The 16,002-nt window shown below is 34.4% G+C and carries 15 protein-coding genes and 1 other RNA gene; 14 read left to right on the top strand and 2 right to left on the bottom strand.

Translation table 11 applies throughout. The features are described from left to right. The first annotated feature begins 139 nt into the window (after positions 1–139). The 9 genes from HMPREF3031_RS05975 (at position 140) to HMPREF3031_RS05935 (ending at position 9,721) form a co-directional block, all read left to right on the top strand. The gene (locus tag HMPREF3031_RS05975; protein WP_002480964.1) at positions 140–457 is read left to right on the top strand and encodes a nucleotide pyrophosphohydrolase; all 318 of its coding nucleotides are present in this window, start codon (positions 140–142) and stop codon (positions 455–457) included. A gap of 35 nt (positions 458–492) precedes the next feature. Beyond that, entirely contained in the window at positions 493–1,623 is a 1,131-nt protein-coding gene (gene bshA, locus HMPREF3031_RS05970) for an N-acetyl-alpha-D-glucosaminyl L-malate synthase BshA (RefSeq protein ID WP_070724701.1), read from the top strand. Further along, the gene (locus HMPREF3031_RS05965; RefSeq protein ID WP_002480962.1) at positions 1,616–2,815 is read left to right on the top strand and encodes a CCA tRNA nucleotidyltransferase; all 1,200 of its coding nucleotides are present in this window, start codon (positions 1,616–1,618) and stop codon (positions 2,813–2,815) included. Before bshA ends, HMPREF3031_RS05965 begins: the two co-directional genes overlap by 8 nt. Further along, the gene (locus HMPREF3031_RS05960; RefSeq protein ID WP_061054718.1) at positions 2,808–3,779 is read left to right on the top strand and encodes a biotin--[acetyl-CoA-carboxylase] ligase; all 972 of its coding nucleotides are present in this window, start codon (positions 2,808–2,810) and stop codon (positions 3,777–3,779) included. Before HMPREF3031_RS05965 ends, HMPREF3031_RS05960 begins: the two co-directional genes overlap by 8 nt. A 15-nt stretch (positions 3,780–3,794) precedes the next feature. Beyond that, positions 3,795–6,485, top strand: a complete 2,691-nt coding sequence (locus tag HMPREF3031_RS05955) for a helicase C-terminal domain-containing protein (protein WP_002480960.1) — start codon at positions 3,795–3,797, stop codon at positions 6,483–6,485. Positions 6,486–6,637: 152 nt separating this feature from the next. Then, a complete protein-coding gene (gene asnS / locus HMPREF3031_RS05950; protein ID WP_002480959.1) occupies positions 6,638–7,930 on the top strand; it encodes an asparagine--tRNA ligase in 1,293 nt (430 codons plus the stop codon). Positions 7,931–8,031: 101 nt separating this feature from the next. Continuing rightward, entirely contained in the window at positions 8,032–8,709 is a 678-nt protein-coding gene (locus tag HMPREF3031_RS05945) for a DnaD domain-containing protein (protein ID WP_002480958.1), read from the top strand. After that, positions 8,709–9,377, top strand: a complete 669-nt coding sequence (gene nth, locus HMPREF3031_RS05940) for an endonuclease III (protein ID WP_002480957.1) — start codon at positions 8,709–8,711, stop codon at positions 9,375–9,377. Before HMPREF3031_RS05945 ends, nth begins: the two co-directional genes overlap by 1 nt. An 11-nt stretch (positions 9,378–9,388) precedes the next feature. Beyond that, the gene (locus HMPREF3031_RS05935) at positions 9,389–9,721 is read left to right on the top strand and encodes a YpoC family protein (protein ID WP_002480956.1); all 333 of its coding nucleotides are present in this window, start codon (positions 9,389–9,391) and stop codon (positions 9,719–9,721) included. A gap of 121 nt (positions 9,722–9,842) precedes the next feature. Here HMPREF3031_RS05935 and HMPREF3031_RS05930 read toward each other — a convergent pair whose 3' ends face one another. Both HMPREF3031_RS05930 and recU read right to left on the bottom strand, forming a co-directional pair. Then, positions 9,843–12,122 carry a transglycosylase domain-containing protein gene (locus tag HMPREF3031_RS05930; protein WP_002480955.1) on the bottom strand — a complete coding sequence of 760 codons (2,280 nt, stop codon included), beginning with the start codon at positions 12,120–12,122 and terminating at the stop codon, positions 9,843–9,845. Further along, positions 12,119–12,745: a Holliday junction resolvase RecU gene (gene recU / locus HMPREF3031_RS05925; RefSeq protein WP_023015200.1), complete on the bottom strand. Its 627-nt coding sequence runs from the start codon at positions 12,743–12,745 to the stop codon at positions 12,119–12,121. The genes HMPREF3031_RS05930 and recU overlap by 4 nt, the downstream gene beginning before the upstream one ends. 274 nt (positions 12,746–13,019) lie before the next feature. On the opposite strand from recU, the gene HMPREF3031_RS05920 reads away from it, so the two are divergent. From HMPREF3031_RS05920 to HMPREF3031_RS05900, 5 genes are all read left to right on the top strand, one after another. Then, the gene (locus HMPREF3031_RS05920) at positions 13,020–13,358 is read left to right on the top strand and encodes a DUF1798 family protein (protein WP_002480953.1); all 339 of its coding nucleotides are present in this window, start codon (positions 13,020–13,022) and stop codon (positions 13,356–13,358) included. Next, positions 13,351–13,914, top strand: coding sequence for an SLOG family protein (locus tag HMPREF3031_RS05915; protein ID WP_002480952.1), 564 nt, complete (start codon positions 13,351–13,353; stop codon positions 13,912–13,914). The genes HMPREF3031_RS05920 and HMPREF3031_RS05915 overlap by 8 nt, the downstream gene beginning before the upstream one ends. A 12-nt stretch (positions 13,915–13,926) precedes the next feature. Further along, positions 13,927–14,256 carry a cell division regulator GpsB gene (gene gpsB / locus HMPREF3031_RS05910; RefSeq protein WP_002480951.1) on the top strand — a complete coding sequence of 110 codons (330 nt, stop codon included), beginning with the start codon at positions 13,927–13,929 and terminating at the stop codon, positions 14,254–14,256. A 95-nt stretch (positions 14,257–14,351) separates the two neighbouring features. Further along, an RNA gene (gene rnpB, locus HMPREF3031_RS05905) (RNase P RNA component class B) lies at positions 14,352–14,733 on the top strand. Positions 14,734–14,871: 138 nt separating this feature from the next. Further along, positions 14,872–15,996, top strand: coding sequence for a THUMP domain-containing class I SAM-dependent RNA methyltransferase (locus HMPREF3031_RS05900; RefSeq protein ID WP_002480950.1), 1,125 nt, complete (start codon positions 14,872–14,874; stop codon positions 15,994–15,996). The last annotated feature ends 6 nt before the right edge of the window (positions 15,997–16,002 follow it).

The raw sequence follows: 16,002 nt of genomic DNA, 5'->3' as shown, positions 1-16,002 counted from the left end.
ACAAGTCCGTAGGACTTTGTCGACAGTCTGAAACCTTGCTCTCGCAGCAAGGTTTTTTATTTTGTTGAGATTGCACTTAAAATGCATAATAAAAAAATATAAGATATACTAGGAGTTAAGATGTAAGGAGATGAAATGCATGAAAACTATGTCAGAAATGCAAAAAGAAGTCGATGCATATATCGGCCAATTTAAAGCTGGTTATTTCTCACCCCTTGCGAATTTAGCACGTTTAACAGAAGAAGTCGGGGAACTTGCTAGAGAAATCAACCATGTATATGGAGAAAAGAAAAAGAAAGATACTGAAGAGGAAAATACGATTAAAGCTGAACTCGGAGACAACCTGTTCGTTTTATTATGTATCGCAAATTCTTTAGATATCGATATGACCGAAAGTTTTGATGAAACAATGCATAAATTTAATACACGAGATAAAGATCGTTTTGAACGTAAATAAAACTATAGAGAGAGATAAAGGAGAGTCGGTTTGAAATGAAGATAGGAATTACATGTTATCCTTCTATGGGAGGTTCAGGTATTATCGCAACTGAACTTGGGATAACACTTGCTGAAAGAGGACATGATGTCCACTTTATCACTTCAAACTTACCGTTTCGTATTAGAAAACCACTTCCAAATATTACTTTCCACCAAGTAGAAGTAAACCAATATGCAGTTTTTCAATATCCACCTTATGATATCAGTTTAAGTACAAAAATCGCATCTGTAATTCGTGAATATGATTTAGATATCCTACATATGCATTATGCAGTGCCTCATGCGATTTGCGGCATATTAGGACGTCAAATGTCTGGTAAAGACGTCAAAATCATGACGACTTTGCATGGTACAGATATTACAGTGCTTGGTTTTGATCATTCTCTTAAAGATGCGATTAAATTCGGTATTGAAAATAGTGACGTTGTAACAAGTGTAAGTAAATCATTAGCACATCAAACGCAAGAAATCATCGGTACTGATAAAGAAATCATACCGATTTATAACTTTGTCAGAGAAATTGATTTTCCGACAAAACGAAACGATGCATTGAAAAAAGTTTATGGTATCAAACCTGATGAGAAAGTATTGATTCATGTTTCGAACTTTAGACAAGTCAAACGTATTGATACGATTATTGAGACTTTCAAAAAAGTGCATGATCAAATACCATCGAAATTACTATTACTAGGTGATGGACCAGAGTTAATGGAAATGAAACGTTTAGTACGTGAACTAGATATTGAAGATGATGTCATGTTTTTAGGTAAACAAGAATTTGTGAATCAATTCTATCAAATGTCTGATTTAGTACTCTTGTTAAGTGAAAAGGAAAGTTTTGGTTTAACATTATTAGAAGCGATGAAAACAGGTGTTGTACCCATCGGTTCAACGGCTGGCGGTATTAAAGAAGTGATTAAACATGAAGAAACAGGCTTTATTGTTGATATTGGAGATAGCGATAAAGCGAGTGAATATGCGATTAAGTTATTAACGGATGATATGTTGTATCAACGTGTTCGCGAACAAATGCTGAAAGATGTGACAGAACGTTTCAACTCTGAGTTAATCGCAGATCAATATGAATATTATTACAACCAAATGTTAGAGGAAAATCATGAATAAAGACTTATTTTTAAAAGCTGCACCTATTTTAAACCAAATACAAGAGAATGGATTTGAAGCCTATTTTATCGGTGGATCGGTCCGTGATTATTTAATGAACCGTCCTATTCACGATATTGATATTACTACTAGCGCTTCTCCCGATGAAATCGAATCCATATTTGATCATACGATTCCAATTGGTAAAGAACATGGAACGATTAACGTTGTTTATCAAAATGAAAATTATGAAGTAACCACATATCGTGCCGAAGGTGAATACAAAGACCATAGACGGCCAGATGAAGTTTATTTTGTACGTGATTTATATAAAGATGTAGAGCGTAGGGACTTTACAATGAATGCGATTGCGATGGATACTGATTTTACCATTAGAGACTATTTCGGCGGATATGAAGATATTAAACAAAAACGAATTGTTACAGTAGGCCCTGCAGAAGAGCGTTTTACTGAAGATGCTTTGCGCATACTACGAGGCTTACGCTTTAAATCGCAATTAGGGTTTGACATAGATGATGCCACATACAATGCGATGAAAAACCGTATGGCTGATACTGCCTATTTGTCCATCGAAAGAATCATAGTAGAGTTAACGAAACTACTAAATGGTAAAGATGTCGCACACGTTTATCCATTATTACTTGAACTGAATTTCTTTGATTATGTGCCATTTTTCAAAAATTATAAGATGTCACACATTCATATTTGCGAACCAATTTCATTAGAATTAATGCTTGCGGTAATGATGTTTAAACAACCTGAAAATAATGGTGCTTTAGCAAAACTAAAAATTAGTAACGATATGAAAAAGAAGGTAAAAATGTATTGTAGTATTTTTGAAAAGCTAGAAACACTTTCAGATAAAAAAGCATTGCGTCTTTTAGTTTACGACTACGGCTTGCCTGTATTATCTTATATATTGTCGATGCATGAAACACTGAATGAAAACAGGATTTATTTAGGTCATCCTTTAATAATAAATCAAGAATCAATTAAAGAGATTGACAAGGACTTAGTGATTTCTAAAAGAAGTGATATCGCTATCAATGGTAAAATCATATTAGAAACATTAAATCGAAAAGGCGGCCCATGGTTAAAAGATATACTAAGAAAAATAGAATGTGCGATTATCAATCATGAGTTGCAAAATGAACAAAGTGAAATCATAAAATGGGTGAAAGCAAATGTCTAAATATAGTCAAGATGTCGTTAAAATGTTATATGATAATCAACCAGAATATATATCTGGTCAAATGATAGCAGAACATTTACAAATTTCGAGAACTGCTGTTAAAAAAATTATAGATCAATTAAAAGCAGAAGGGTGTGTTATTCACTCTGTTAATCATAGAGGCCATCAATTAGAACAGCTTGCGGATACTTGGTATCCTGGAATTGTAGAACAAATTGTGGATGCACAAGGTTTTTTCGATGATGTCTATGTTTATGATACGATTGATTCGACACAGCTTGCTGCGAAACAAAAAATGGTTGGCCATCAAAACGCAATGTTAGTGTTGAGTAATGAACAAACGAAAGGGCGTGGCCGTTTCAACCGTTTTTGGGACTCAGCAAAAGGGAAAGGTCTATGGATGAGTGCAGTATTTCGTCCTAAAGTTCCTTTTTCTTTAATCACTACATTTAATTTATTTATGGCTTTAGCAATTCGCGAATCTATCCAACCATTTTCAAACGATAAAGTTGAAATCAAATGGCCGAACGATATTTATATCGGTTCGAAAAAAGTATGTGGTTTTTTAACGGAAATGTCCGCAAACAGTGATGGTATAGAAGCTGTTATATGTGGTATCGGTATCAATATGAATCAACATGCAGACGAATTCCCAGAAGAGATTGCACATCGTGCCACAAGCATTTTTGAACATGCCGATCAAAAAGTAGACCGTTATGCATTTTTAGATACATTATTAAAAAATATGAAAAAACGTTATATTCAATTCTTAACCGTACCATTTGAATCTATTAGAGACGAATATAGAACACACTCGAATATCTGGCATAGAACATTGAAATTCACAGAAAATGATGAACAATTCAGTGGTCAAGCGATAGATATCGATAAAGATGGTTTCTTATTAGTCGTAGATGAAGCAGGTACAAACCACCGTTTAATGAGTGCAGATATAGATTTATAGAAAGGAGGCGATCGTGTGAGTCAAACTACTTATGCAGTGGTAGATTTAGAAACGACAGGTAACCAGAAGGATTATGATGAAATCATCCAAATCGGTATTACATTTGTACGTAATTATGAAATTGTCGGCTCATACCACTCTTTAATAAAGACAGACTTAGAAATTCCGCCTTTCATTCAGGCACTCACGTCAATCGAAGACGCTATGTTAACACAAGCGCCATACTTTCATGAAATTGCAGATGAAGTTTATGAAGTCTTGAAGGATTGTGTGTTTGTTGCACATAATGTCTCTTTTGATTTGAACTTCTTAAAAAATGCATTTAGAAAATGTAATATTACTTATCATCCTAGAAAAACGATTGATACTGTAGAATTGTTTAAAATTGCATTTCCAATGGATAAAAGCTATCAGCTGAGTGAATTAGCAGAAAATCATAATATTCCACTGAATAATGCTCATCGCGCTGATGAAGATGCGGCTACTACAGCAAAATTAATGGTTAAAGCTTTTAATGTATTGAACGCATTACCGACTGATACATTGAAACAACTTTATTACTTAAGCAAAGATTTAAAATATCAGTTACATGATGTATTGTTTGAAATGGTTAGACATCATGGCGATCAGCCATTAGATAATCAATACGCTCAATTTGAACAAATCATTTACAGAAAACAAGTCGATTTCAAAGCACCTTCCATTGATTTTGAAGGTTCAACTGAAGACTTTTATAAAAAGGTCATTGACGCTTTAGGGTTCACATATCGACCAAAGCAACTTTATTTAACAGAAATTATTTTAGATCAACTCATGCATAATGATAAAACATTGATTGAAGCACCCTTAGGTTCAGGTAAATCTATTGCGTATTTAATTGCAGCACTGATGTATAATATTGAAACTAAACAACATGTCATGATTTCAACAAATACTAAGTTATTGCAAAATCAGTTATTAGAACATGAAATACCTACACTGGAAAAAGTACTTGGTTACCGTATCAATGCGGCGATTATCAAAAGTAAACGTGAATATATTTCTTTAGGACTCATCAGTCAAATCCTTAAAGACGAAACACAAAACTACGATGTAACTTTGCTTAAAATGCAATTATTGATATGGATTACCCACACAGAAACAGGAGACATTCAAGAGCTTAATCTTAAAGGCGGACAAAAGATGTATTTAGAGCAAAAAGCTGAAACTTATGTGCCGGTCCGTCATGATATTCATTACTATAATTTCTTAAAACGTAATGCACAAAATATCCAAATTGGTATAACAAATCATGCGCATTTAATACATGCTTCTCAAGAAAATAGTATTTATCAATTGTTTGAAGACTGTATTATCGATGAAGCACATCGCTTACCAGATTATGCATTAGACCAAGTCACAAATGAACTCAGCTATTCAGATATTAAATATCAACTAGGTTTAATCGGTAAGACAGAAAATGAAAAACTATTAAAGGCAGTAGATCGTCTTGAACAAAAACGTATCTTAGAAAGATTAGATATTCCACCGATTGATGTTTTTGGACTTAAAACCGCAGTAAATGATATTCATGAATTGAATGAACAATTATTTACGACAATCTTCGATATTATCCATGATTCTACGATTCATGATGATGATAATCATAAGATTCATTTTGTAAATCAATTTGATAAAGCGCCGATATTAAAAGATATCCATGAGATTATCCATAAATTAAATTTAACGTTAGAATACTTTAATGGCATGAGTCATAAAACTATCAAATCAATTCGTAAACATTTACTGTACATCAATGACCACTTCCGTGCGATTGAACAAAGTTTAAAAGCAGATCACACATGCTTTTTATCCATTAAAAATTTAGAACAGAAATCAACGATTACGATTTATGTGAAGGATTATAAGGTGAAAGATATACTTTCACATCAAATTTTAGACAAGTTTAATGCCTTAACTTTTATTTCAGGCACGTTAACTTTTAATGGATCCTTTGAAGCTTATAAAAAGTGGTTCAACCAAGATGCTGAATTCAACACGTATATTATTGACGATGTAGTTGATAACCAAAATAAAGCAACTATCTTTATTCCAAATGATGTTGAGCCTTATCATTATCGTGATGTAGAAAAATATGAGCACGCGATTGTCAGTTATATTACTGAATATGTAAATATGACTGAATCTAAATGTTTAGTGCTCTTTACAAGTTACAAAATGATGTATCATGTTCAAGAATTATTAAATGACTTACCTGATTTTGAAGATTACATTATCTTGTCACAGCAAAACAATAGTCAAAACTATAAAATAGCGCAACAATTCAACAGCTTTGATAAAGCAATCTTATTAGGAACAGGAACATTCTTTGAAGGCTTTGATTTCCAAGGTGACGGCATTAAATGTGTCATGATTGCAAAACTGCCGTTTATGAATCAGAACAATACGAAATACTGGTTGATGGATTCAGAGTTTGTCTCCACGTTTAAAGACTATGTGCTGCCTGATGCAGTCATTCGTTTCAGACAAGGATTAGGGCGTTTAATTCGAAACGAAAATGATAAAGGCATCATTGTTTCCTTTGATGACCGCTTAATCAAAAGTAATTATCAGCATTTCTTTATGCATACGTTAAAAGCATTCAATCAGCAAATCGGTAATCTGCAAAAGTTCAGTAAAATATTAAAGCGATTAACCGCACAATAGAGTTTATCAACTAGAAGAAAACGCATTTATTTGATAAAATATATACGGGTTAAAAGTTAATCAAATGCTCAAAGCAACTTGATAAAATTAGAAGTTTCGAGCAATCATTAATTCTCTAATAAATGTCAAAAAGAAGTATAGGAGTTTGAATAATGAAGACTACAATCAAAGAAGCAAAGAACTACATTGGTCAAGAAGTCACAATTGGCGCTTGGCTTCAAAACAAACGTTCTAGCGGTAAAATTGCATTCTTGCAATTACGTGATGGAACTGGATTCATGCAAGGTGTCGTAGTGAAATCTGAAGTAGATGAAGATACATTTGCGACAGCTAAAAACTTAAATCAAGAATCATCAATGTACATTACAGGTACAATTACAGAAGATAATCGTTCAGATTTAGGTTATGAAATGCAAGTTAAATCTATTGAGATTATTCATGAAGCACATGATTATCCAATCACACCAAAAAATCACGGTACAGAATTCTTAATGGATCACCGTCATTTATGGTTACGTTCTAAAAAACAACATGCAGTGATGAAAATCCGTAATGAAATTATTCGTGCAACATACGAATTCTTCCACGATAACGGATACGTTAAAATTGATCCACCAATTTTAACAGCAAGTGCACCAGAAGGTACAAGTGAATTATTCCACACTAAATATTTCGATGAAGATGCCTTCTTATCACAAAGTGGTCAGCTTTATTTAGAAGCAGCAGCAATGGCATATGGTAAAGTTTTCTCATTCGGTCCGACATTCCGTGCTGAGAAATCTAAAACACGCCGTCATTTAATCGAATTCTGGATGATTGAAGGCGAAATGGCTTTCTATAACCACGACGACAGTTTAGAAGCACAAGAGCAATACGTTGCTCATGTTGTTCAATCTGTACTTAAGAATTGCGCCTTAGAACTTAAAATCTTAGACAGAGACACTTCTAAACTTGAGAAAGTTAAAACACCATTCCCACGTATCACATATGATGATGCAATCGAATACTTAAAACAAGAAGGATTTGATGACATCGAGTGGGGTGAAGACTTTGGTGCACCGCATGAAACAGCGATCGCAAACCATTATGATTTACCAGTATTTATCACAAATTATCCTACAAAAATCAAACCATTCTATATGCAGCCAAATCCAGACAATGAAGACACAGTCTTATGTGCTGACTTAATCGCACCTGAAGGTTATGGTGAAATTATCGGTGGCTCTGAACGTATTAATGACTTAGAATTATTAGAGTCACGTATCGAAGAACATGGTTTAGATAAAGAAAGCTATGAGTACTATTTAGACTTACGTCGTTATGGTTCAGTACCTCACAGCGGCTTCGGTTTAGGTTTAGAAAGAACAGTGGCATGGATTTCTGGCGTAGAACACGTTAGAGAAACAGCACCATTCCCACGCTTATTAAACCGTTTATATCCATAAACAATTCTATGATTTGAATGAAAAATAAATGGGTCCAGTCATGTGTGTAAACGATGACTGGACCATTTCAATAGGTAAAATATCAAAAAAGGAGGGTCACTTTGGATATAGAATTACTTAGAAAACGCCCCGTTGTTATTAGAAGAGAATTACTCGATCACTATGCTGACATGGGATTATCAGAAACTGATTTAATCATCTTATTAAAATTAATTTATGAATATGAGCATTCAAATAAACAACCTTCTATTTCATATCTTAGTAAAGGTACAACGATGAAGGAACGCGAAGTGACAGGTGTTATTCAGCGTCTAATTCAATTAGATTTATTAGATTTAACAGTACAAAAAGATGAAGAAGGACGTTTTGCGGAATTTATGAATCTAGATGGTTTTTATCAATCTTTCAGTAAAATTTTAAAATCTCAAGAAACACAACAACGTGAAATGAATAACCAAGAGTCCTTTAAGTCATTATTCCAAATGATTGAAAGCGCATTTGGCCGTCCTTTATCACCCATTGAAATTGATACATTAAATCAGTGGATTGACGTTGATCACCATGATATTTCAGTGATTCAAGCTGCGGTGAATGAAGCATTGAGTCAAGAAAAAATGAGCTTTAAATACATTGATAGAATCCTATTAAATTGGAAGAAAAACAACGTTAAAACAGTGGAGGACTCTAAAAAGATCAGTAGTCAATACCATACACCGCAAATGAAACATACAGTCAAAAGCATTCCAAAATTTGACTGGTTGAATCAGGAGGAATCATAATGTTAAGTAAGAAAAAGGCATTAAGTATGATAGATGTCATTGATGAAATGTTTCCAGATGCAGAATGTGAGCTTAAACATGATAATCCATTTGAATTAACCATTGCGGTGTTGCTATCTGCACAGTGTACAGACGTATTAGTTAATAAAGTAACACGTGAGTTATTTAAAAAGTATAAAACACCACAAGATTATTTGGATGTCAGTTTAGAAGAACTGGAACAAGATATTCGCTCAATAGGGTTATATCGTAATAAAGCCAAAAACATTCAAAAGCTATGCCGATCACTTATCGATAAATTTGATGGCAAAATACCTAATAATCGTACAGATTTAGAAAGTCTTGCAGGTGTTGGTCGAAAAACTGCGAATGTTGTATTAAGTGTCGCATTCGGTGTTCCAGCGTTAGCAGTTGATACACATGTAGAACGTGTTTCTAAAAGATTAGGTATTAATCGATGGAAAGACAGCGTCAAAGAGGTAGAAGAACGCCTGTGTTCAATTATTCCAAAAGAAAGATGGAATCAAAGTCATCATCAACTGATTTTCTTTGGACGTTATCACTGTTTGGCACGTGCACCGAAATGTGATATTTGTCCTTTATTCGATGATTGTAGAGAAGGGCAGAAACGATATCGTGAAAAACTAAGAAAAGAAGCTAAAGCATAAGAGGTGATTTTTTGATTACAAAATCTGATTTTGAAGCTTTAGAAGCCCAAATTGATGTCTTTGCGAAAAAGAAACAATTAACATCAGACCAAGGAAAAGCGTTACTTGATGAATATTTAACTTTAATCGAACACTATTTTTGTCAGATTAACAATGTTGAAACAATTGATTACGATAAATTAGAAACTTATCCAGTTGTGCCCATTAATTTCCAAGAACGATTTGATTATATTCATCAACGAAAACATCACTTTATGGGTTATCGTCAGATGAAAACACTCATCAGTGAACTCATTAAAATGAACGCAGCGTATAAAGCAAGACAAGCACATCAAAAACGCTAATAATTTAAATGAAAATGATAAAAGACATGTTTGAATTTCTTGTTCAAACATGTCTTTTCATATTATTAAGTATAGAAAAAAGTGCAGTGCTCAGAAGTTTGAGTCACTGCACCTTTATTATTTATGAAGCTTTATTATTGAAAATGGCATGTAGATTAAAGAATCTTGATAATGCATTGCCATTTTGATTATCGCCTTGCTGGTTGTTGTTGCCTTGTTGTTGATTATTGCTTTGTCCTTGTTGGTTATTGTTACCAAAGTTTTGACTTCTGTTATTTGAACCTTGTTGTTGACTATTGTTGCTATTACTGCTGCCGCCTTGAGTAGTACCATTACCGTTTACTTTACGGTTTGTAGTATTGTGGTCAGGGTTGCTAGCAACGTATAAGTCAGATTTGCTTGAACCATTAACTGAAGCTGGACGTTGGAAGTCTTGTCCGTCTCTAGGACTGATATCTGACATCACATCTTCAAGCAAGTATTGTGGATACTCTTGTTCGTTATGACCAACGAATGAGTTTTGACCATATTCTTTAACTTTATTGAAGCCCATCCAAACTGACATTGAGTATTTAGGAGTGAAACCGTTAATCCATACATCTTTCGCTGCGTTATCAGGTAAGTTGTATTGTTGGTAAGTTTCTGAACCATAAGTACCTGTACCAGTTTTGGCTGCTAAGTTAACACCAGATACGCCATGACCATAAGCAGAACCCCAAGCTTCAAATGTACCTTTTAGTACTTCTGAAAGCATGTATGCTGTGTAATCATGCATAGCTCTGTGGTGTTTGTGATCAAACTCTGTAGTATTACCTTCTTGATCAACAACTTTAGTAATACCGTGTGCTTGGTTGTATTCACCGCCATTAGCTAACGCTGCGAAAGCAGAAGCTAAATCAGTAGGTGAGAATTCAGATGATGAACCACCAAGTACTTCTGAAGGACCAATTTCACCTTCATATTTCAAGCCAACTTTGTCTGCAAATTTCTTAGGTGCGTCTTGACCAGCATCTTGTTTCGTTTGTTGCCAAGCTTTCAATGCTGGAATGTTGAAACTTTGACGTAATGCATCATAAAGTGTGACATTACCATGACTCTTCGTATCATAGTTTCTGAATGTAGTACCATCTACCATGTATTCTGATTCGTCTTGAAGTTCATGGTTTGTTGCCCATTGCATATTCTCAATTGCTGGTCCGTAAGATAAGAATGGTTTTAATGAAGAACCAGTAGGGTGAGGGTCAGTTGCTTGGTTACGGTCGACAACATCTTTAAAGTGTCTGCCACCAGAAATTGCGACTAATCCACCGCTCTTACTGTCAACAATTGTTGAACCAACTTGTTGATCTTCGTTCTTATAGTAATTGCCGTTATCAATACGGTTCTGCAATGCTTTTTGAACGCTAGAGTCCATATTAGTATAAATCTTAATACCACTATTCATTAAGTCGCCAAGATTTTTATCTTGGAACTCAGGATGTGCCATTAATTCAGACTTCACAAAGTTCACATATGAGTTATACTCAGGATCTTTATTATCTGGCTTAATTGCACGATCATCAGCACTACGTTTAACTAAGTTTTTCTCAATTGGTGTATCTTGCGCTTTTTTCATATCTTGTTCAGAAATACGTTTATGATAATGCATTAAGTATAATACAGTATCTTTACGAGATTCCGCTTCTTTAGGATTATCATATACATTGTATAAGTTAGGTACTTGAGGTAAACCTGCTAAGTACGCTTCCTCAGCTAAATTTAAATCTTTCAAATCCTTGTCGAAGTAATATTTAGCTGCTGCTTTAATCCCATAAACACCGTCAGAGTAGTAAATTTTGTTTAAGTAGATTTGGAAAATCTCATCTTTACTGTACTCTTGTTCTAAACGATACGATAAGTATGCTTCTTGTGCTTTACGGCCAATCGACTTTTGATCGGTTAAGAATGAACGTTTAACAACTTGTTGTGTTAATGTTGATGCACCTTGTGAACCGAATCCGCCAGTAATGTTTTTACCGACCGCACCGAATAAACGTTTATAGTCTAAAGCACCATGCTTATAGAAACGATTATCTTCAGTAGCTAGAACGGCATCTTTCATATTTTGCGGAACATCTTTTAAGTCCACGTGCGCACGTCTTTGACCGTTATCAAGTGTCTTGATTAATTTACCGTCTTTATCATAAATCTTTGCTGGTATAGGATCTTTTAATTTTGCATCAGAAAACGCTGGCGCTTTCCATGCGTAGTAAGCGAATAAAAGAACACCAACTAAGGCTAAGACAATAAACGCAATTAAAATGAAGCCAATAATCTTAATAATTGTCCTCTTAATATTCCTATTCTGTTTTTTACCAGACTTTCCATTCTTAGAATGAGAAGTCTTCTTTCTTTCCGTCATACGCGGTCCTCACTTTCATCTAATATCAACTTATCAACAGCTTTGAGGTAATTCAATCGTGGTTGATACTGATAAGGAATATGGTAACCATTTTTTCTTATTTCTTCAACTGTAATTGATTTTCTGATGTTATTTTGATGTCTTTGCCAAAAGTTTTCAAAGGAACGATAAGGCAGCATATAAACTTCATCTAATGCTTTAAAACGAATTAGTAAAAATACAATTCCGTTTTGTTCATAGCATGATTTCATATGCGCAACTTGGTGTTCATGAATATTTTGTAATGGAAAAGACGTCTTGCTCTGTGTTTCTTTTGCTTCAAAATCAATATAACGGCCATTATAAATACCGTTATAGTCAGTTGTAGATGGGGTGCGGAAATATGCTTCTTTAATCACAGCTTTACTGCGTTTAGGATAAGAAACATTTACGATTTGAACGGGTGTCGGTTTCTTGTGTATTACTGCTTTACCTGTAGAAAGGTAGTAATCGTTTGATAATTCGATTTCCTTTTCTAAAGTCATCCCACGTCCGCCATACTTGATTTTACTTGAATTGAATGGGTTTGTGCGTCCAACTTTAGTCTTATTTCTATTAAATGGTTTACCATTTGGATAATTCATTTGTTTCACCACACCAACAGGTTTTTAAACCGTAATAATTATACACAACTTACAGTGAGATGCAAACTCTCGAAACTTATATCAATACAAAGCTTACTTAAAAACCTTCCTTTAGTATTTAAGCAAACATTGGTTTGTGTATATGTCACTTATTTTAACGTTAATCAGGCTATTTAACAATATTGAACCCTTTTATCATAGGGATTTAAAGGTTTTCTGAAATGACGTACTTATCAATATATGATAATTTAATTGTGAGGGAGGCGAAATGTGATTGTATACCATTATCTCAACATTAATAGAACAAACCTATATTATGAAACAAAGATATGAAGAAGCTAGATCAGGTAAGGCATATGATTTCAAAAACGAGGTGATGCCTTTTGCTTATCACATCGATGATTTGTTGAACCAATTGGATGGTTATGCAGAAAATATCATTGCGCTTTCATACATGAATCAGTTGAAGTATCAAATACTCAAAGAAAATTTAGAACGCCTTTCTGTCGAATGTCATTATGCTTCAGCAAGCCGGAAACTCTTTATGGATAAACTGAAAAGTGTGAACTATGATTTAAACTATTTAAAGGAAAGTGAAACGCAATATGGTTAAAACAGCATATGTTTCCGGCTATAAATCCTATGAATTAAATATATTTAAAGATGATGCACCTGAAGTAAAATACCTTAAATTATTTTTAAAAAACAAATTGCAAAATCTGGTTGAGGAAGGTTTAGAATGGGTATTGATACAAGGACAATTAGGAATTGAAATGTGGACAGCTGAAGTGGTGCTTGACTTGCAACAAGAGTATCCTGAATTAAAGCTCGGTGTGATTACACCTTTTCAAAATCATACAGAACGTTGGAATGAACAAAATCAGTTGAAGTATCAACAAATTATTGAAAAAGCTGATTTTCATGATTCAGTGCATCACGCACCCTACGAAGGGCCCTTTCAATTCAAACAAACAGATCAATTTATCCTAGACCATACTGATATGACTGTTCTAATTTATGATGAAGAACAAGAAGCGAGTCCAAAGTTCTTTAAGCGGATGTTAGTTGATTTTGCAGTACAAACAAACTATACTTATGATGTTGTAACGTTTGATGAAATCAATACATTCATCAGTGATATACAGTGGTCTGAAGAAAGTTTCGAATGAGGTGGAGAAAAAATGGCAGATGTATCTTTAAAATTATCAGCAAAAGATATTTATGAGAAAGACTTCGAAAAAACCCTTGCACGTGGATATAGAAGGGAAGAAGTAGATGCATTTTTAGATGACATCATCGCAGACTATCAAAAAATGGCAGACATGAATAATGAAGTAATTAAATTAAATGAAGAAAATCATAAGTTGAAAAAAGAACTTGAAGAGTTACGTTTACGTGTAGCTACTTCTAGACCACAAGAAAACAAAAGTTTTTCTTCAAACACAAATTCTAGTAATGTAGATATTCTTAAACGTATCTCTAATTTAGAAAAAGCAGTATTTGGAAAATAGTTATTCTAAGTTTATGGCTCGAAGTCTGAAAAGTTGTGCTTTTTCGGATTAGCTTTACCATAGACAAAGAACCATGCTATAATTTTAAGAAGTGATATTTCGGGTAATCGCTATAGCAATATAGAGGAAAGTCCATGCTCACACAATCTGAGATGATTGTAGTGTTCGTGCTTGATGAAACAATAAGTCAAGGCTAATAGACGGCAGTGAAATAATCTAAGTCTTTTGGATATGATTAAAGTAGCTTGAAAGTGCCACAGTGACGGAGCCTTTACAGAAATGTAAAGGGTGGAACGCGGTAAACCCCTCGAGTGAGCAATCCAAATTTGGTAGGAGCACTTATTTAGCGGAATTCAACGTATAAATGAGGGAATAAGTGTGCGTAAATACTTATTCCAGACAGATGGTTACCACCGGCGTACGAGTGACTACTAGTGCACGTTATCAGTACTAAGGTACAGAACATGGCTTATAGAAATATCCTCACTAGTTCAGCTCTCCAAGATTGGAGAGCTTTTTTTATTTGATATCTCGCTTACTACACATATATTACTGCTTCAAAATTTGCTACAATAATAAAGTAAATCAACAAAAATAGAAGGAAGGTCAACGCATATGTATCAATTATTAGCCGTATGTCCAATGGGTCTTGAAGCTGTCGTTGCAAAAGAAGTTAACGCATTAGGCTACGAAACAACAGTGGAAAACGGAAGAATATTTTTCGAAGGCGATGAAACTGCAATTGCCAAAAGTAATTTATGGCTGCGTACTGCTGACAGAGTCCGATTAGTCATGGGACGCTTTAAAGCAACAACATTCGAAGAATTATTCGAACAAACCAAAGCATTACCTTGGGAAACAATCATTACAGAAGATGGTAATTTCCCAGTACAGGGTCGAAGTGTTAAATCAACGCTTCATAGTGTACCTGATGTTCAAGCAATCGTGAAAAAAGCAATTGTTGAACGCTTAAAAGATGCCTACGCACATAAAGGATGGTTAGATGAAACAGGAAGTAAGTATCCTTTGGAAGTCGCAATTCATAAAGACGAAGTACTTTTAACAATTGATACTTCTGGTTCAGGTTTAAACAAACGCGGATACAGACTCGCACAAGGTGAAGCGCCAATCAAAGAAACATTAGCTGCTGCGTTGATTCGCTTAGCTAACTGGGATGGCAACACACCTTTAATCGATCCATTCTGTGGTTCAGGAACAATCGCAATTGAAGCATGCTTAATTGCACAAAATATTGCGCCTGGCTTTAACCGCTCATTCGTTTCAGAACAATGGGATATCATGCCTGATGATCTATACGAACAATTGCGTGACGAAGCAGATCAACAAGCAGATTACGACAAAGAAGTTGAAGTCTATGCGTATGATATTGATCCTGAAATGGTAGACATTGCGATACGTAACGCTGAAGAAGTAGGATTGAGTGAAGTCATTCAATTCGGTGTCAAAGATGTGAATACTTTAGATATCCATACCGATCAACCTATCGCATTAATCGGTAACCCGCCATACGGTGAGCGTATTGGTGATAGAGAAGAAGTTGAAGAAATGTATCGCTATCTTGGTAAGTTGATGCGTCAACACAAAAACTTATCAGAGTACATTTTAACAAGTAATAAAGAATTTGAATTTTTAACACAACAAAAAGCAACAAAACGTAGAAAGCTCTTCAATGGTTATATAGAATGTACGTATTATCAATATTGGGCTAAGAAAAAGTAAATAGTT

The sequence above is a fragment of the Staphylococcus sp. HMSC072B07 genome (assembly GCF_001815505.1).
GTDB classification, from domain to species: domain Bacteria; phylum Bacillota; class Bacilli; order Staphylococcales; family Staphylococcaceae; genus Staphylococcus; species Staphylococcus simulans.
Note: the sequence above shows the minus strand (reverse complement) of the source record. Positions and strands in the feature narration are given on the sequence as shown.